We start from the raw sequence: 17,690 nt of genomic DNA on the forward strand, positions 1-17,690 counted from the left end.
TTCTCAGTCCAACTAATGGGGAGCAGTTCATTATCCGGGCAGGGCCTTTCTCGTGTCTGGACAGCAGTGCTAACTGCGCGCTATCAGCGCCGCTAGAAGCGTTCCTTGTTCCGCTTGGCGAACTTCGAGTAGAAGTCCGGCTTGGACTCGCCGTAGCGGGCGCGCATGCGGCGCTCGTGGGCCTCGGCGGCCGCGGCCTTGGCGTCCGCGGTCGAACCAGCGGCTGCGGCCGGGTCAGTGGCCGGGCCACCTTGCGCGTCGGCGGCGTCCAGCTGGGCCATCTCGGCTTCTTCGTCGCGGACGCGGCGCCGCTCGCGGATCTCGGCCCAGACGAAATAGCCCAGGCCCAGCGGGGCCATGATGCCGAAGGCTATCCACTGGAAGCCGTAGGACAGGTGGTTGCCGCGGTCCATCTGCGGGATCGGGATGGGGTTGAGCACGCCCGGCTGATCCTCGGTGAGCTGGACGTAGTCGAGCCCGAGGTCGGCATCGATGAGCTTGCCGACCTGGGGCGGATTGATGGAATAGACCTGGGGGTAGCCGTCGCGCTCGACGGGGGCGGAGGAATGCTCGGCCTCGTGCTGGCGGACCATGCCGATGATCTCCTGCGGCCCGCTGGGGGCGGGGGCGATTTCCGGCACGGCGTTGGCCTCGCCGGCCGGCGCCCAGCCGCGGTTGACCAGGATGGTCTGGCCGCCGTCGGTGCGGAAGGGGATCAGGGACTGGTAGGACGGCCCGGAGGCCACCGGCCGCAGGCGCACCAGCACCTCATCGTCCGGCAGGTACTGCCCGCGCAGGATAACGCGCGACCACTCCTCGCCGCCTTCGATCGCGCCGTTATCACCCAGGATCTCGTCCGCCGGGACAGGATCTTTCTCATAGGCGGCGGTGATGTGCTCATTGCGCTCGACGATGTCGTCGTCCTTACCCAGCTGCCAGGGTGCTAGCACCGTGAAGGCTAGGTAGGAAAACACGATCACGAACAGCAGCAGGAAAACCCAGCTGGGCTTGAGGAAAGTCTTCCACCACGCCGTCTGCTGCCGCGCGCGCACCGGCTCGCTGTCCGGCGCCGTCTGCTTAGTCCGAGTACCCACGAATGCCCAGTCTAGTCACGGGCATGGTCGCGAATCCAAGCCAAGAGCCCGTCGGCGGCGGCCTCGATGGCTTGGCGGGTGCGGGCGAAATCCTCCTCGTCGCCGTAGAAGGGATCCTCCACCGAGGACCCCGGGGCGGAATCCGGGTCGAAGTCGCGCAGCAGGACGACCTTGTCCGGCGCCGGGGCCTGCTCGCGCAGGGTGGCCAAGTGGCCGGTATCCAGGGCGACGATGAGGTCGGCGTCTAGGTCCTCGGCGGCCAGCTGGCTGGCGCGGTGGGCGCTGCCGTCGTAGCCGCCGCGGCGCAGCTCGGCGATGGCGCGCTTGTCGGCGCCCTGGCCGACGTGCCAGCCGCCGAGGCCGCAGGAGGTGATGCGCGCGGCATCGTCAAGCCCAGCGGACTCCACGGCGTCGTGGATGATGACCTCGGCCATGGGGGAGCGGCAGATATTGCCCGTGCAGACGAAGACGATGTGGAGGCGGGGATCAGTCTCAGAAACAACCATCAGCGGGGAATTCTCACCTTTAGCTCGATTAGTGGGGGCTGCTTACACAACCGGAGAACGCAGTTAGGATATACCGTTAGGACCTGCCAACGCTAAAGGAGCATAAAAAGTATGACCACTACGGCCACCGTGGGAGAAGTCTGTCACCACCTGGATTCGGCCTACCCGCCGGCGCTGGCGGAAAAATGGGACGCCGTCGGCCTGGTCTGCGGCGACCCGGACGCCCCGGTCACCAAGGTGGCCTTCGCCTTGGACTGCACGCTTGAGGTCGCCCAGGCGGCGGTCGATGCCGGTGCGCAGCTGCTCGTCGTCCACCACCCGCTGCTGCTGCGCGGGGTGACCTCGGTGGCCGCGAACACGCCGAAGGGCAAGGTCGTCCACACCCTGCTCAGCGGGGGCGTGGCTTTGTATGCCGCCCACACCAACGCCGACTCCGCCCGGCCCGGCGTCAACGACAAGCTGGCCGAGCTGGTCGGCATCACCCCGGGCCGGCCCATCGTGGTCAAGGACCCAGACGTGATGGACAAGTGGGGCGTGCACGTGCCGACCGACGCTGCCGACCGGGTCAAGGAGGCCCTCTTCGCCACCGGGGGCGGCCAGATTGGCAACTACCGCGCCTGCTCATTCGACATCGCCGGCACCGGCCAGTTCGAGCCTCTGCCGGGGGCCAACCCCACCGAGGGCGAGATCGGCACCCTCCACCGAGGGGCCGAGACCCGCGTGGAATTTGTCGCACCTTCGTCCCGGCGCAGCGCCATCCGGGCCGCGCTTATCGATGCCCACCCCTACGAGGTCCCCGCCTACGACGTCATGGAGACCGCCAACCCCGTGGACCTGGATCAGGCCTGCGGCCTGGGGCGGGTGGGCCGCCTGCCGGAGCCGATGACACTGCGGGAATTTACCCAGCAGGTGGCCAACGCCCTGCCGGAGACCGTCTGGGGCGTGCGCGCGGCCGGGGATCCGGAACAGCTCATCCAGACCGTGGCTGTTAGCTCCGGTGCCGGCGATAGCTTCCTGGACCAGGCGGCTAAACTAGGTGTCGACGTTTACGTGACCTCGGATCTGCGGCACCACCCCGTCGACGAGCACTTGCGCGCCGGCGGCCCCGCGGTCATCGACACCGCGCACTGGGCCAGCGAGTTCCCCTGGACTTACCAGGCCCGCGACGTGGTCGCCGGCAAGACCGGGCTAGACTGCGAAGTCCTAGAAATTCGCACCGATCCGTGGACCGTGTCGCTACATTCGGAAGGAGAATAAAGGACATGAAGCTGCTACCTGAGAGCCAGGCCGTGCTGCTGAAGCTGGCCAATCTGCAGCGCGCCGTCGACTTCGGCGCCGAGGAGCGCCAGAGCCCGGAGCAGGAGGAGCTGGCTAGCGCCGAGCGCGAGTACGCCCGCCTGGTGGATTCCGCCGGATCCGCCCAAATGGCTGTGGACGATATGGAAAACGAGATCCTGCGCATCCAGGCCGACGAGCGCAAGCTGCGCGCCCGCGAGCGCGACGACCGCAAGCAGCTGTCCGCCGAGCTGGATCCGGACAAGCGCCGCGACTTGGAGCACGACCGCTACGCGGCGAAGTCGCGCATCGCTGACCTGATGAGCGAACTGCAGGAAGCCCACAACGAGATCCACGCCCTGCGCAACAACCGCGACTCCCAGGGCGCGCAGCGCGACGAGGCCGCCCGCAAGCTCGACGTGGCCCGCCGCGCCGCGGAGGCGGCCCAGGCCGCGACCGCCAACCAGCCGGACCCGCGCGTGGAAATCGAGCAGCTGCGCGGTCAGCTGCCGGGCGAGGCGCTGCGGATCTTCGACGACCAGCGCGCCGAAAACAGCGTCGGTGCCGCCGAGTTTAAGGCGCAGAAGTCCTGCGGCGGCTGCTTCATCGTGCTCCCGCCGGCGGACCAGTCCGCGGTGCGCAACGCGCCGGACGACGAAGTCCCGCAGTGCCCCGAGTGCGGCACCTACCTCATCCGACAGTCCTAGGCGGCCGGCGCCATGAAGGTAATCATCTACGCCGACGGCGGATCCCGCGGCAATCCCGGGGTGGCCGGCTCCGGCACGGTGGTCTACGCCGCCGACGGCCGCGAGGTGCTGCGCACCATTGCCTACGTGGTCGGCACGCAGTCGACCAATAACGTCGCCGAGTACAACGGCCTGCTGCGCGGGCTCGAAGCCGCCCGCGAGCTGGGCGCCACCGAGGTCGAGTTCTACATGGACTCCAAGCTCGTCGTCGAGCAGATGAACGGGCGCTGGAAGATCAAGCACCCCGACATGCAGAAGCTGGCCATGCAGGCGCACAAGCTGGTAGCCGGCCTGGGCGACTTCCAGCTGGCCTGGGTGCCGCGCGCCAAGAACAAGGTCGCCGACGCCCTGTCCAACGACGCCATGGACGCGGCGGCCGCCGGCCACGCGGTCGGCATCGTCGGCGGTATCGAGGGCGGCATCGAGGACGATGCGGGTACGGACGACGACGCCGTAGGCACGACCGAGCACGGCGGGCCGGCGCCCAACGACTGGCTGGGCGAGCGCGGGGAAACCACGCGGATGGTGCTGCTGCGCCACGGGCAAACCAAGATGTCGGCGCAGCGCCAGTACTCCGGACACTCCAACCCGCCGCTGACCGAGCTCGGCCGCCGTCAGGCCCTAGCCGCCGCGCAGGCCCTAGCCAGCCGCTTCGGTACGGGCGAGGACGGCCAGGTCGCGGCGGTGGTGGCCTCCCCGTTGGGCCGGTGCCAAGAAACCGCGCGGGCCGTCGGCGAGGTCCTAGGCCTGGACGTGGGCACCGACGACGGGCTCATCGAGCTCGACTTCGGCGCCTGGGAGAAGCTGACCTTTAACCAGGCCCACGAGCGCGACCCGCAACTGCACGCTAAGTGGCTGGAAGACACCGCGGTATCCACGCCGGGCGGGGAGTCCCTGCAGCAGCTGCACCGCCGGGTGCGCCAGGCGCGGGAGAAGCTAGTCAAGCGCTATGCGGGCAAGACCATCCTGCTGGTGAGCCACGTTAACCCGATCAAGTCGCTTGTCGCGCAGGGCCTGGGCGGCGGGCCCAGCCTGTTCGATCGCTTCTTTTTGGATCTTGCCTCGCTGTCCGAGGTGGAGTTCTGGGACGACGGCGCGCTGGTGCGCTGCGTCAACGACGCCGGCCACCTGTCCGGGCTAGATGCGGGCCAGAGCTAATTTTCACGCCGGCCCGCGCGCGGACTAGACTAAAGCGCGCGAGTGAGTCGGCCGGGTAAACGCGGCAAATGAACCGCCCCACGTGTTGGGGCAGGCAGGCGCCGAGGAAAGTCCGGACTCCACAGAGCACGGTGGTTGCTAACAGCAACCCGGGGCAACCCGCGGGCAAGTGCAACAGAAAGTAGACCGCCTGGAGCAATCCAGGTAAGGGTGAAACGGTGCGTTAAGAGCGCACCAGCACCCCAGGTGACTGGGGTGGCTGGGTAAACCCCACCGGGAGCAAGGCATCACGGCCTGCCTTTTGGGCAGGCCCGATCAGGTGTTTGAGGGCTGCTCACCCGAGCCTGAAGGTAGCTGCTTGAGGCGGCCAGCAATGGTCGACCCAGATGGATGTTTACCACGCCGGGGACGGGCAACCGCCCCGCGCGGACAGAATCCGGCTCACAGGCCGGCTCATTCGCCCCGCACCTTTTCATTTTCCGTTGCTCACACTGGCGCGCGGGAGTGGGGCGCCTGTGGAACAATGAGCCGGTATGAAGCTGTATGCTGCGCCGCTGGACTTTGATAACGTCGCCGCGGAATTCCAGGTCTCCCGTGACTTCGACGAACACGTCACCGATCAGGCCCGCGCGGCGGTCGATCAATTTGCCGCCAGCCGCCGAGACGCCCGCGATCTGCCGTTGGTCACCATCGACCCGCCGGGCTCCAAGGACCTGGACCAGGCCGTCTACATCACCAGCGGGACCGCGGGCGGCTACCGCGTCTACTACGCCATTGCCGACGTGGGCGCCTGGCTGGGCGGGACCGGCGAAGAGGCACCGGCGGCCGTGCACGCGGAGTCCATGGCCCGCGGCCAGACCATCTACCTGCCGGATTCGCCAGCCCGCCTGCACCCACCCGTGCTGTCCGAGGACCGCGCGTCCTTGCTGGAAGGCGTGGACAGGCCGGCCGTGCTCTTTAGCTTCGACCTGGACACGGACGGGGAGGTGACCGACTTCTTCGTCGAGCGCGCCCTCGTACGCTCCCGGGCGCGGCTGGACTACGACGGCGTCCACGAGGACCTAGTACACGGGCGAATGAACTCGGCCATCCGCCTGCTGCCGGAGGTAGGCCAGCTGCGGCAGGCCTCCGCGCTGCGGCGCGAGGCGATTTCGCTGCGCATCCCGTCGCAGCGGGTCGTCGAAGACGCCGACGGGCGCTTCGAGCTAGAGATCGAGCCGCGCCACGAGGTCATGGACTATAACTCCGAGATTTCCCTGATGGCCGGCATGTGCGCGGGCCAGCTCATGCACAGCCACGGCGTGGGTTTCCTGCGCACCCTGCCAGGTGCCAGCCCCGAGGCCGAGGAGGAGTTCCGTGCCGAGGCCCGCGCCCTGGGCTTCGAGTTGGGTGAGCTTAGCATCTCCGAGTTCCTGCGCAGGGTGGATGCCAGCTCACCTCGGGGGATGGCGGTCATGCGCGAGGCTCTGCGGCTACTGCGCGGGGCGGACTACGCCCTGTTGGGGCGCGACGAGGGGCAGATCCACGCGGGCATCGGCGGCTATTACGCGCACGTGACCGCGCCGCTGCGCCGGCTCATCGACCGGTTTGGGTTGGAAGTCTGCCTGGCTATCTGCGCCGGCACCGACGTCCCCGAGTGGGTGCAGGCGGACGGTGAGGAGGCGGTGGCATCGATGCGGCGGAGCTCCCAGTTGGCCTCCCAGGTGGACAAGGCGTGCCTGCAGCTGACCGAGGCCACGGTCCTGGAGCCGTGGGTGGGCACGAATTTCTCGGCGGTGGTGCTCTCCAGGAACGCCGAGCGCGAGACCGCCCGCCTTTTGGTCAACGAGCCACCGGTCATCGGGCAGTGCGTGGGCGCGCCCGAGCCGGGCAGCGAGACCTCGGTTTCCCTGGTCACCGCGGAGCCGGAAGAGCGCGCAGTGAAATTCGCCTGGCCGGCTGACTAGAACCGGCCGACTAGGACCGGTCGATTAGGCGGCGGGCTCGCCGGGGTTGACCGGGACGACGAGCAGGCCGTCGTCGGCGAGATCCTGAGAGAAATTCTGCGCGCGTTCGGCGGGCACGTAGGCGATGACCGAGTTGGCCACGCCGGCCGCGGCCGCGCGGGCTGCCACCGCGCCGCGGGCCGTGACCAGCTCGGCGACCTCGGCAGCCACCGGCAGGTGGTAGATGCTGCCCAGCGCCGATTGCGACTGGTGGAGGAGCGGCAGCAAGTCCGCGCCGCGGCGGGAGCGCAGCGAGCGCGCGATGCCCAGGGCGCGGTCGGTCTCGGCGGCGTAGAAACCGAGCCAGCTGGCGGCATCGGCGTGCTCGGGGTGGTCCTGTTCCGGGTGCACCTCGTGGACCGCGTCCAACCAGTCCAGAACGCGCGAGGACGCGTCCGGCAGCAGGCGCAGGCTCTCCGTGCCGAAGGCGTGGCAGGCGTTGTCGACGAAGCGCTGGCGGATGCGTAGGTCAACCCCAATCTGCGGGCCCGGGGTGGAGTCCGGGACTGCGACGACGAAGGCGTGCAGCTTGTCGCCCAGCGGGTGCGGGGCCTGGGTTACGGAACCGTCGGCGTAATCGATGATAGAAACTTGCCGGCCGTTGCCGCGCAGGGCCGCGGTGTGGCGGGCGCGCAGCGCCGGCAGGGCGGCGAAGGAATTGACGGCCTGGGAGCAGACCTCGGCTACGCGGGCGCGCAGCGGGGCATCGTGGGGATCCTCGTTGCCGCCCAGCATGGCTAGGGCCACGGCGACATCGGCGGCCGCCAGTCCACCTAGGCCGGAGTAAGTAGGGATGTCAGTGACCACGGTGATGTCCACTCCGGTGGTCTCGCGGGAGAGCAACTGCCGGGAGACCATCGTGCTGACCACGCCGCCGAAGCGCTCGGCCAGCCCACCCGTCGGGAACGGCGGCGGGACCGGCTGGCCGGCCTCGTCGACGCCGGGCTGCTGCGCCGCAGCCAGCTGGGACAGGGTGTCGAGCGTCGTCGATTCCTCGCGCACCTGGGGTTCGCCGGGGCCGTCGACGCGGTAGGTCACGGTGATGGTTGAATCCTCGCGCGGGCTAACCGCCGCGGCGGCGCGCAGATCGGAAAGCCCTGCGGCAACGATGCCCCCGTAGTGGTCAACGTGCTCACCGATGAGCAACCAGGTCGCCGGTGCGCTCGCCACGTGGGCGGCTTCTACACCCACGCGTTGGTGGTGGGCGGCGCGGGCTTTGTCGACGACGTGGTCGGTCGGGGCGGGCCAAAATGGCATTGCGGGGGATACTCCTTCATTAGCGGTCGCACTCGCCGGTCCGGCGCCAGCGACGTCGGTGACGAAGATTCAGCGGGGATGAGGCGCGGGCGGGCGAGAAGTCCTAACAGAAACATTCTAGCGGCGCGGACAACTCCCGATGAGTACTGTGGGATCCCGCGGGCGATAACCCGCGCTAAATCGCTTAATAAACCCCGTCAACCAAGGAGGATTAGCCCATGGCCGAGCAGGATTCGCAATGGTATTTCAACCCGTCTACCGGTGAAGTCACCCAGGGGCCGCAGGATTCCTGGGACAACCGGATGGGGCCGTACTCGTCCGAGGAAGAGGCCCGCAACGCGCTCAAGACCGCGGCGGAGCGCAACGCCGCGGCCGATGAAGCCGAGGAAGCAGAAGACGACTGGGGCAAGCCCGCCCAGTGGGATAAGTAATCTACTTCAGCTTCTTCTTCAGCGGCTTGAACGCCGCCTTAATCTGGTCGAAGGACTCGGAGTAGTCCTCCAATGCCTCCAGGCCAATCTGGCGTTCGCGCTGGTACAGCAGCCCGTAGCCGAAGGTGTCCTCGCCTCGGCTGCGGGCTGCTTGCGCGAGCTCTAGCAGCTTGTCACGGGAAGTCACCGAGTCCTGGAAGTCGCCCAGCACCGACTGCATCTGCTTGCAGGCCTTGTACAGGCGCTTGGTCTTGAGCTTGGTCGCCGAGCCCGCCGCCTCAGCGGCGTAGCGCAGCTTCTTGGCGGCCTTGCGCATGTCGTGGAAGTAATCTTCGCGCTCGTGCAGACTGAGCTCTTCATTATCCCAGTTGACAACCGCCTTTTCGTGGCGCTTGACCAGCTTGCGGTAGGCCTTGGCCAGGTGCCGCGCCATGACGGTTTCCATGTCCTCGGGCTCGGCCTGCTCGGCCTGCTTGGTCTGCTCGGCCTGTTCCGGCTTGTCGGACTCCGCCTCGGCAGGGGCAATTTCCGCGGGCGCGGCGGAGGTGGTGTCCTCACCGCCGGCCGGGGCGGGGGCATCGGCGGCCGCCTCCGGCTCGGTTTCGGCCGGCTGGGCCTCCACGACGGGCGGGTGGGCCAGCAGCTGGTCGAGGGAGTCGAGCAGCTCGAGATAGCGGTCGGAGTTGAGGGCGCCAATGACGCGACGGTGGGCGCGGCGGTAGGCGGTGCCCATGTCGTGGGCGATGTGCCGGCGGGTGGTCTCATCTAGAGTGTCGGAGTCTTCCTCCTCCAGCAGGGACTGCCAGCGTTCCTCGACGACCTCGGCGTCGCGGGCAACGCCCAGCATTCCGGCCAGCTCCTTCAGGTTGGCCTCGATCTTTTCGATCTCTGGGCCGGCCACGATCCCGTGGAAGGTCTGCAGGTGGCTGCGCAGCTCGCGGGTGGCCACGCGCATCTGGTGGACGGAATCCCACTCGTCGGCACGGACCTTCGGGTCGTATTCGACCAGCTTGTCGCGGTTGGCCTGCAGGGCCTCGACGACGGCGGCGGCCGGGGAGTCTTCCTCCACGTCCGGGGTGCGCAGGGCCGGGGGAAGCGGAGCCTGGTCCTTGGAGCGGCCGAGGGCAGACGACAGCTTCGACGGGGAGGCAGACACCCGGGCCCCGGCGCCGATGAGCAGGGAGGTAGCAGAGCGGATGATCTCGCTGCCGCGGTCGGTGCCGGCGGTTTCCGCGGCCAGCTCCAGCTCCCACTCGCGCCAGGTGGACTGCTGGCCGCCGGGCAGGAAGCTCCAGGCGGTGACGTGGTCGTCGCAGAACTCAGCGACCGGGCGGCCGTCGTCGCCCAGCAGCAGGGTCTCGGTGCGGTTGTTATCAACCTGGGCGATGGGGGAGACCGGGTGGTTGCGCACGATGGCGCGGACATGGCTGAGCAGTTCCGCCGGGACGCGGTATTCGCCGTCGACGGGCTCGCCGAGCTCGGCGCGGACCTCGGTGCGGCCGGTCGAGCCGGGCAGCTTGATGTGCCAGCCGTCGTCCTTGCCGCCGGTGCGGCGCCGCAGGGTGATCTTGTTGCGGGTCAGCCGCAGGTCCTCGGTGTCGTAGTAGATGGCGGATAGGGACTGTTCCGTGGATTCCCCATACCCGGCGACGTGGGCCAGGCGCGTCAGATCCGGGGTGGGGGTGGATTCCGCGACTGCGAACTTCGCCTCGATCTCGAGGAAACTGCTGGTTGCCATGGGTGCCCTTTCCTTGTAAAGACTGCTGTGCCTATTAGCTGCGATCATACCCGGCTGAATTTTGCTCCGTACCGGAGCCATCACCCGCCGGCGCGGAATCCGGAAAACGTGGGCAACCACCGGGCCCGCCTGAGGCCCCACAACGGGGGCTAGGCGCTCAGCGCGCGCTGGTGGGGCGCGAGTCCGGCGGAGTCGCCGCTTAAGTGGGAGCGTTCCGCGGCGCTGGCCCCGGCGCCGGCGCCCAGCGGGTTGTTCATCGACAGGCTCGACTGGCTGGTGTGCGGGTAGACCTGCTGCAGTGCGTCCTGGGCGGCGGCCATGCGCTCGGCCAAAACGGGCAGGAGGCCGTCGCCCTCCGCGCCCCCGTCGGCGTTGGCCGCACCGACGCGGTTGGCCTCCTCGAGGAGCTCGGAAATGCGCGCGGCATAGGACAAGCGGAAGCTGCGGCGGTAGGAGGCGGTCTGGCTGAAGTACTTGGCCATTTCCGCGTCCGCGCCGTTGCGCATGTGCCAATCGCACTGGCGGTTGAGGTTGGCAAACAGGTCCATGGTGTGCGCGCAGTCGTCGGGAGCGCCCACCAGCACGGCCAGGCCGCGCTTGTCCACCAGCAAGGTAGTGACCGAGTTCGCCGCGGCGATAACGCTGAGCAGCACGGCCTGGTAGGCCACCCAGGGCGCATGCAGGTGCACGCGGTGGGCAATACAAGGCATTTCCGTCTCCGCGCCGGCGGAGGCCTCCGCTAGGCGGTATTCCTGCCGCAGCTGCTGTGCCTTGGCGATGAGCGTTTCCGCCTCGTCCAGAAACTCGGTGGACTCGGCCTTGCGCAACAGGGCGTCCACCTTGCCGGCGGCCTTGCGTTGCGCCGACGTCATGGCGGCCTCGGCGGCCTGAGAAGGATCCAAAAGCTCCCAGTCGGGCAGGCTGGGCAGGGACTTAAAATCCTCAAAGAGCTGGTCGATGGCTTTGTCTGGGACGGTGGGATCGGTCGGCGGGCCGATGGTCAACCAGGCGTGCCGCAGTGCCGGGCTGGTCACATGTGCCGGGATGCGGGCGGCGGCGTAAAAGACCATCTGGTGGGTATATGGCCCGCAGATGTGGATCAGATCCTCCGGTCGCCAGCCGGCGCGGGCGACGAGGATGAGGAAGTCGGCTAATTGCTCAAGGCGGCGGTGGTAGCTAAAACGCATGGGGTAGAAGTTCCTTTCGTTGTTTAGGGTCTAAAATTCCCAAATTCAGTAGGTGCTGCGGTGGCCTTATCCGACCACGCGGGCCAAGGGGCACTGGCAGCCGCTTCCCCTGCTGGCCACCCCCGCTTACTGGCCGCAGGCGGGCAATGTGACCACCCTGCAATGGCCCACCGGATTGGTCCGCGACAAAGCCCGCCTTGGTGAGCCCGGCCTACTAAGGTGGGGTCCATGAACAGCCAACATGAATTCGTGCTGCGTACCGTCGAAGAGCGGGATATCCGGTTTATTCGCCTGTGGTTCACTGATATCCTGGGCGCGCTCAAGTCCGTGGTGATGAGCCCGTCCGAGCTGGAATCTGCCTTCGAGGAAGGCGTGGGCTTCGACGGATCTTCCGTGGAAGGTTTTTCGCGCATCTCGGAATCCGACACAATCGCGCTGCCGGATCCGTCGACGTTCCAGATCATGCCCTTCGACCGCGACGAGCCGGAGCTGCAGTCCGCGCGGATGTTCTGCGACATCGCCCAGCCCGATGGGCAGCCGTCGATGGTGGACCCGCGCCACATCCTGCGCCGGCAGGTCACCGCGGCGGCCAACGAGGGTTTTACCTGCATGGCCTCGCCGGAAATCGAGTTCTACCTACTGCAGCAGCGTCCCGAGGCAGAAGACCTGCTGCCGACCGATAACGGCGGCTATTTCGACCAAGCCACCCAGGACGCCGCCCCGCGCTTCCGCCGCCAGGCCATGTTGTACCTGGAGGAACTCGGCATCGCCACGGAGTTTAGCCACCACGAGACCGCGCCGGGCCAGCAGGAGATCGACCTGCGGCACGCGGACGTTATCACCATGGCGGATTCCATCATGACTTTCCGCTACGTCATCAAGAAGGTCGCCGCCGACCTGGGTGTGCGCGGCACGTTCATGCCCAAGCCCTTCGAGGAATACTCCGGCTCCGGAATGCACACCCACCTTTCCCTGTTCGAGGGCGAGTCCAACGCCTTCCACGACCCGGACGATGAGTTTTCGCTGTCGACGACGGCCAAGCAGTTCATCGCCGGCATCCTGGAGCACGCCAATGAGATGTCCGCGGTGACGAACCAGTGGGTCAACTCGTATAAGCGCCTGATGTTCGGCTCGGAGGCCCCGGGCTCGGCGACCTGGGGCGTGTCCAACCGCTCGGCGCTGGTGCGCGTGCCGACCTACCGGCTGACCAAGGAGGAGTCGCGCCGGGTGGAGATTCGATCGGTGGATTCCGCGATGAACCCTTACCTGGGGTACGCCGTCCTGCTGGCCGCCGGGCTCAAGGGCATCCGGGAGGGCTACGAGCTAGGCGACCCGGCCGAGGACGACGTGCACCAGCTGACGCGCCGGGAACGCCGGGCGATGGGCTACAAGGACCTGCCCATGTCGCTGGATCAGGCGCTGCGTCACCTGGAAAAGTCCGATTTCATGGCCGAGGTCATGGGCGAGCACGTCTTCGAGTTCTTCCTGCGCTCGAAGTGGGATGAGTGGCACGCCTACCAGCGCCAGATCACCTCCTTCGAGCTGCGCCACAACCTGAACTACTAAGTCTTTAACAACCAAGCGAAAGGGGCAATTGACTGTGCGCGCGACGGTACCTTCCCCGGCCACCCTGGGGCTGACGCGGGCGAACGCGGCTGCCGACCTGGAGTGGTTGGGCTGGAGCAACGCCGAATCCACCGAGCTGCTCTGGTGCCTGGCCGCGGCCGGGGACCCAGATCTGGCGCTGAACACAGTGATGCGCCTTTATCAGGGCCTGGATGATTCCGGTCGTGAGCTGGACCAGCAGATGCGCGCGAACGAGGCGCTGCGGGTCCGGCTGCTGGCGCTGCTGGGGGCATCGACGGCGCTGGGGGATCACCTGGCCGCCGAGCCGGAACTGTGGCGCCAGCTGGCCGAGCCCTTGCCGGAGCCGGAGGAGATGCTCGCGCAGCTTTTGGGCGCGGTGGATGCCCGCCCCGCGCAGTTTGTGACCGAACTCGACCGGCCGGACACGGCGAGTGCGCAGCTGACCACCCCGGGCAGCTACGTTGCGGGCACGACGGGCCAGGACGCCGCGCGGGCGCTGAAGTCGACGTACCGGACGCTGATGATGCGCGTGGCCAGCCACGACCTAGCGGGCACGTTCTATTCGCGCAAGGGGCAATCCCGCCCGCAGCCGCGCATCGAATACTCCACGGTCACCCGGCTGACCACGGCGCTGGCGGATGCGGGGCTGACCGCGGCGCTGGCGGTGGCCACAGTAACGGTCTACGGCGAGGAGCCGCTGGATAGCCAGCTGGCCGTCATCGCGATGGGCAAGTGCGGGGCCGGGGAGCTTAATTACATCTCCGACGTCGACGTCATCTTCGTGGCCGAGCCCTTGAGCGAGGACGGCGACGCCAGGCTGAGCAAGGCCACGCGGGTGGCCTCGAAGTTCATCCAGATCGGCACCAAGTGCTTTTTCGAGGTGGACGCGAACCTCCGCCCGGAGGGCAAGTCCGGGGCCCTGGTGCGTACGCTGGACTCGCACGTGAAGTACTACCAGCGCTGGGCGCACACCTGGGAGTTCCAGGCGCTGCTCAAGGCCCGCCCGCAGACCGGCTACCTGCCGCTGGGCCAGGACTACCTGGAGCGCATCGGGCCGATGGTCTGGTCGGCGTCCCAGCGCGAGTCCTTCGTGGAGGACGTGCAGGCCATGCGCAGGCGCGTGCTCGACAACGTGCCCGATGACCTACGTGCCCGGGAGCTGAAGCTGGGCTCGGGCGGCCTGCGGGACGTGGAGTTTGCCATCCAGCTGCTGCAGCTGGTCCACGGCCGCTCCGACGAGAGCCTGCGCGTGCTGTCTACCGTCGATGCCTTGGCCGCCCTGGTCAGCGCCGGGTACGTGGGCCGCGAGGACGGCAACCAGCTCATCGAGGCCTATGAGTTCTTGCGGCTGCTCGAGCACCGCCTGCAGCTGGAGCGTTTCCGCCGCACCCACACCATGCCGCCTAACGATGACGCGGACGCGTGGAAGTGGCTGGCCAAGATCTCAGGTTTCACGCCCACGGGCCAGCGTTCCGCCGCCCAGATGATGGCGGCGACGCTGCGCACCATCCGCCACCGGATTTCGCAGCTGCACTCGCGCCTGTTCTACCGCCCGCTGCTGCACTCGGTGGTCTCCATGAGTTCCGCGGAGCTCAAGCTCTCGCCCGAGGCCGCGAAGCTGCAGCTGGCCGCCCTGGGGTACAACTACCCGGATCGTGCCTTCGAGCACCTGACCTCGCTGGCGGCGGGCAGCTCCCGCAAGGCCAAGATCCAGGCGATCTTGCTGCCGACGCTGATGGAGTGGCTGTCTGCTACCGCCGATCCGGACATGGGTCTGCTCAACTACCGCAAGCTGTCGGAGGCGGCCTTTGACCGCACCTGGTTTTTGCGGATGCTGCGGGACGAGGGCATCGTCGGCCAGCGGCTGATGAAGATCCTGGGTACCTCGCCGTACACCGCGGACCTCATCATCGCCGCGCCGGATACCGTCAAGCTGCTCTCCGACGGCGCCGCCGGGCCGAAGCTCATGGACGCCCAGCCGGAGCAGGCCTTCAAGGCCCTGGTCAACTCCACCAAGCGGCACGCCGACCCGGACAAGGCGGTGGCCGTGGCGCGTTCCCTGCGCCGGGTGGAGCTGGCCCGCATCGCCGCCGCGGACCTGCTGAGCTTCATGCCGGTCGAGCAGGTCTGCCGGGACCTGTCCCTGGTCTGGGACGCGGTGTTGGAAGCCGCTCTGCGCGCCGAGATCCGCGCCTGGCTGCGCGCTCAGGAAGAAGCAGTGGCCGACACCGCCGAAGACCCCGACGGCACGGAAGGTGCTGACGATGCCGACGGGGCAACGGCCACGCAGCCGGTGCGCCCGCCGGCGCGGATCGCCGTTATCGGCATGGGCCGGCTGGGAGGTATGGAGCTCGGCTTCGGCTCGGACGCGGACGTGATGATAGTGGCCGAACCCGCGCCGGGCGTGGACGAGACCGCCGCCATCAAGTGGGCGATCGGGATCGTGGACAAAATGCGCCGCCGGCTGTCCAAGCCCTCGGGCGATCCGCCCCTGGAGGTAGACCTGGGACTGCGCCCCGAGGGCCGATCCGGGGCGGTGGTGCGCACCATCGCCTCCTACGAGCGCTACTACGACCAGTGGGGCGAGCCCTGGGAGATGCAGGCGCTGCTGCGCGCGGCCTTCGTGGCCGGCGACAAGGACGTAGGGGAGAGGTTCCTGGAGGTCATCGACCGCTTCCGGTACCCCAGCGAGGGAGTGAGTCAGGCCACCATCCGCGCCATCCGGCGGATGAAGGCGCGCGTGGACAACGAGCGCCTGCCGCGCGGGGCGGACCGCAACACCCACACCAAGCTGGGCCGCGGCGCGCTGACCGACATCGAGTGGACAGTCCAGCTGCTGACCATGATGCACGCACACGAATTCACCCAGCTGCACGACCCGTCGACGCTGCGGGGACTCGACGCGTTGGAGGAGTGCGAGGTGCTTGACTCCGAGCAGGTCTCCAGCCTGCGGGAGGCGTGGCTGATGGCTACCGATGCCCGCAACGCCCTGGTCCTGGTCCGCGGCAAGCGCGTGGACCAGCTCCCGCAGCCGGGCCCGCAGCTGGCCCAGGTGGCCGGTGCGGCCGGCTGGTCGCCGGAGGACAACCAGGAATTCCTGGAGGCCTACCTGAAGCTGACCCGGCACGCCCGGCGGGTGGTCGACGAGGTTTTCTGGGGCGAGGCTGAATCCTTCGAGCACGACTAGCAAGCGGCAGCAATGCCCCTAGGGGGTCGCCCGGATTTCGCCCTGATTTTGCTGGCAAAGTCGGCTTTTTCCTAGGCAAGCCGTGTTCGTCTTCCTAGACTGGGATGTGCCGTCCACGGTGGCTGGCCCAGCACGTGGCCCCACCGCGGACGCGGCAGCACAGCGACCTAGCCCCACAAACAGCGGACCAGGAGTAGAGGAGAAAACACCATGGCACTGCAGATTTCTTTAGATCTTTCGGCGGCGACGTTTCGCGATCTGAGCGGGTTTATGGATTCGGCGCGCGCGGCCGGCGCGGGCGCGGACACCGAGCTGAAAGTCGACAACGACAAGCTCGTGATCACCGTCGAGGGCCCGGCCGGGAACAACCGTCCTGACGCGCCCCACCAGGTGGTCGACGAGGACGGCCGCGGCGTCGACGAGCGCAAGCCCAGCTTCGGCCCGGTAGGCGAGCAGGCCATCCGCAGCGTGATCGATATCTTGAGCGGCCGGCAGGAACCGCCGCGCCGCGGTGATAGCTTCGGGCACTTCTAAGCGCTAGAATTCCCGAGAGTTCAGCACTAGTATTTGTTCATTCGGTTTTCTATTAGTTCAGGCAAGGGGCCAGCATGGCAGGCACAGAACCCACCGCGCCCTCTCAGCTCACCCGGGCAGAGGAGCCGGCCGGGGCCGCGCGGGCGGTCAGCGGGCAGGCGGACGCGCATCGTCAGCAGTGGGTCGTCACCGGCGCCGTGGTCGTCCTGGCCCTGATTTTCGCCCTGGTGGCGGCCTGGTTCATGTGGCCGCTGAACACCACGCACCAGGGGCGCACGGTCGGCGATGCCGCCTCGCAGGTCACCGGGCCGGAGACCACCGCGCCCGAGGACGCCGACGACGAGGAACCGCGCCCGGGCTACCGCTTGGTCGAGCTGGCCGAAGCCTTAGGGATCCCGGAGGCCGCCATGCCCAAGCAGGCCTTCGAGGCAGGCGATAGCCGGGAGCAGTCCCGGGAGGAGCTCGAGGCGGTTATGGACGCCGCCGTTAGCGAGGGCCGCCTGAACGACGGCGAGGCCCAAGCGGTGCTCAAGGCCTTCGACGAGGGACTCATCGAGGGCCAGTCCGGCCCGCTAGTGGCCAGCAACGACGACCAGTAGCGCGGGCTGCATCCGGCCCTGCGGGGCAGGGCCGGGCAACCGGCAGCGAGATAGCAGGAAGCCGCCACCGCCTACACAGACGCGACGCTTATTCTTTCCCCTAGAAGATAACGGAAAGGTAACGTTTTATGCCCTGTTCTTACACCGTCCGCAGGCGCTGGCAGACGCTCGGCATGCTGGCAATCGCGCTGGGAGTGCCCATCTTGGGTGGCGTGGCCATGGCGGCCGCGGTCAACGACTTCGTGGTGGCTGAGGCCGGAAACGTCGAAACGTACCTGCCTTTTACCAGTAGAGTAGGGCTGCACCCAGCCAGCGCGCTGCCCCCTGGCGGCGCCGAGACTGGGCTGGCTGAACGGATGGCAAACGCGCTGCCTGCCCGGCTGCGCGGACTCTACTAGGGAAGGTC

Annotated in this window: 15 protein-coding genes and 1 other RNA gene; 11 read left to right on the forward strand and 5 right to left on the reverse strand. The window is 67.9% G+C overall.

Annotated features, from left to right (window positions below; genetic code table 11):
• Positions 1–92 precede the first annotated feature (92 nt).
• Both HMPREF3067_RS00100 and HMPREF3067_RS00105 read right to left on the reverse strand, forming a co-directional pair.
• Entirely contained in the window at positions 93–1,052 is a 960-nt protein-coding gene (locus tag HMPREF3067_RS00100) for an SURF1 family cytochrome oxidase biogenesis protein (RefSeq protein ID WP_070767723.1), read from the reverse strand.
• A gap of 53 nt (positions 1,053–1,105) precedes the next feature.
• Positions 1,106–1,600: a low molecular weight protein-tyrosine-phosphatase gene (locus HMPREF3067_RS00105; protein ID WP_070767724.1), complete on the reverse strand. Its 495-nt coding sequence runs from the start codon at positions 1,598–1,600 to the stop codon at positions 1,106–1,108.
• Positions 1,601–1,711: 111 nt separating this feature from the next.
• On the opposite strand from HMPREF3067_RS00105, the gene HMPREF3067_RS00110 reads away from it, so the two are divergent.
• The 5 genes from HMPREF3067_RS00110 (at position 1,712) to HMPREF3067_RS00130 (ending at position 6,725) form a co-directional block, all read left to right on the forward strand.
• Positions 1,712–2,857, forward strand: a complete 1,146-nt coding sequence (locus tag HMPREF3067_RS00110; protein WP_070767725.1) for a Nif3-like dinuclear metal center hexameric protein — start codon at positions 1,712–1,714, stop codon at positions 2,855–2,857.
• Positions 2,858–2,862: 5 nt separating this feature from the next.
• Complete coding sequence (locus tag HMPREF3067_RS00115; RefSeq protein ID WP_070767726.1) at positions 2,863–3,582, forward strand: zinc ribbon domain-containing protein; 720 nt, start codon at positions 2,863–2,865, stop codon at positions 3,580–3,582.
• Between the two features lie 12 nt (positions 3,583–3,594).
• On the forward strand, positions 3,595–4,779 hold the full coding sequence (locus HMPREF3067_RS00120) for a bifunctional RNase H/acid phosphatase (RefSeq protein ID WP_070767727.1): 1,185 nt from the start codon (positions 3,595–3,597) through the stop codon (positions 4,777–4,779).
• A gap of 43 nt (positions 4,780–4,822) precedes the next feature.
• Positions 4,823–5,239, forward strand: an RNA gene (gene rnpB, locus HMPREF3067_RS00125) — RNase P RNA component class A.
• Between the two features lie 73 nt (positions 5,240–5,312).
• Positions 5,313–6,725, forward strand: coding sequence for an RNB domain-containing ribonuclease (locus HMPREF3067_RS00130; protein ID WP_070767728.1), 1,413 nt, complete (start codon positions 5,313–5,315; stop codon positions 6,723–6,725).
• 24 nt (positions 6,726–6,749) lie between these two features.
• On the opposite strand, the gene HMPREF3067_RS00135 is transcribed toward HMPREF3067_RS00130, so the two are convergent.
• A complete protein-coding gene (locus HMPREF3067_RS00135; protein ID WP_070767729.1) occupies positions 6,750–8,021 on the reverse strand; it encodes a galactokinase family protein in 1,272 nt (423 codons plus the stop codon).
• Between the two features lie 218 nt (positions 8,022–8,239).
• Here HMPREF3067_RS00135 and HMPREF3067_RS00140 point away from each other — a divergent pair, with 218 nt between their 5' ends.
• Positions 8,240–8,452: a hypothetical protein gene (locus tag HMPREF3067_RS00140; protein ID WP_070767730.1), complete on the forward strand. Its 213-nt coding sequence runs from the start codon at positions 8,240–8,242 to the stop codon at positions 8,450–8,452.
• A gap of 1 nt (position 8,453) precedes the next feature.
• Here the strand turns inward: HMPREF3067_RS00140 and HMPREF3067_RS00145 are convergent, their stop codons facing one another.
• Together HMPREF3067_RS00145 and HMPREF3067_RS00150 are read right to left on the reverse strand one after the other, a co-directional pair.
• Positions 8,454–10,190, reverse strand: coding sequence for a CYTH and CHAD domain-containing protein (locus HMPREF3067_RS00145; protein WP_070767731.1), 1,737 nt, complete (start codon positions 10,188–10,190; stop codon positions 8,454–8,456).
• Positions 10,191–10,339: 149 nt separating this feature from the next.
• Positions 10,340–11,377: a DUF2786 domain-containing protein gene (locus HMPREF3067_RS00150; protein ID WP_070767732.1), complete on the reverse strand. Its 1,038-nt coding sequence runs from the start codon at positions 11,375–11,377 to the stop codon at positions 10,340–10,342.
• Positions 11,378–11,605: 228 nt separating this feature from the next.
• Here HMPREF3067_RS00150 and HMPREF3067_RS00155 point away from each other — a divergent pair, with 228 nt between their 5' ends.
• From HMPREF3067_RS00155 to HMPREF3067_RS00175, 5 genes are all read left to right on the forward strand, one after another.
• The gene (locus tag HMPREF3067_RS00155; protein WP_070767733.1) at positions 11,606–12,943 is read left to right on the forward strand and encodes a glutamine synthetase family protein; all 1,338 of its coding nucleotides are present in this window, start codon (positions 11,606–11,608) and stop codon (positions 12,941–12,943) included.
• A 34-nt stretch (positions 12,944–12,977) separates the two neighbouring features.
• Complete coding sequence (locus tag HMPREF3067_RS00160; RefSeq protein WP_070767734.1) at positions 12,978–16,151, forward strand: bifunctional [glutamine synthetase] adenylyltransferase/[glutamine synthetase]-adenylyl-L-tyrosine phosphorylase; 3,174 nt, start codon at positions 12,978–12,980, stop codon at positions 16,149–16,151.
• A gap of 210 nt (positions 16,152–16,361) precedes the next feature.
• Positions 16,362–16,685, forward strand: coding sequence for a hypothetical protein (locus HMPREF3067_RS00165; RefSeq protein WP_070767735.1), 324 nt, complete (start codon positions 16,362–16,364; stop codon positions 16,683–16,685).
• A 74-nt stretch (positions 16,686–16,759) separates the two neighbouring features.
• Complete coding sequence (locus tag HMPREF3067_RS00170; RefSeq protein ID WP_070767736.1) at positions 16,760–17,284, forward strand: hypothetical protein; 525 nt, start codon at positions 16,760–16,762, stop codon at positions 17,282–17,284.
• A 128-nt stretch (positions 17,285–17,412) separates the two neighbouring features.
• Positions 17,413–17,682, forward strand: a complete 270-nt coding sequence (locus tag HMPREF3067_RS00175; protein WP_070767737.1) for a hypothetical protein — start codon at positions 17,413–17,415, stop codon at positions 17,680–17,682.
• Positions 17,683–17,690 lie beyond the last annotated feature (8 nt).

This window comes from Corynebacterium sp. HMSC04H06 (assembly GCF_001815935.1).
GTDB lineage: Bacteria > Actinomycetota > Actinomycetes > Mycobacteriales > Mycobacteriaceae > Corynebacterium.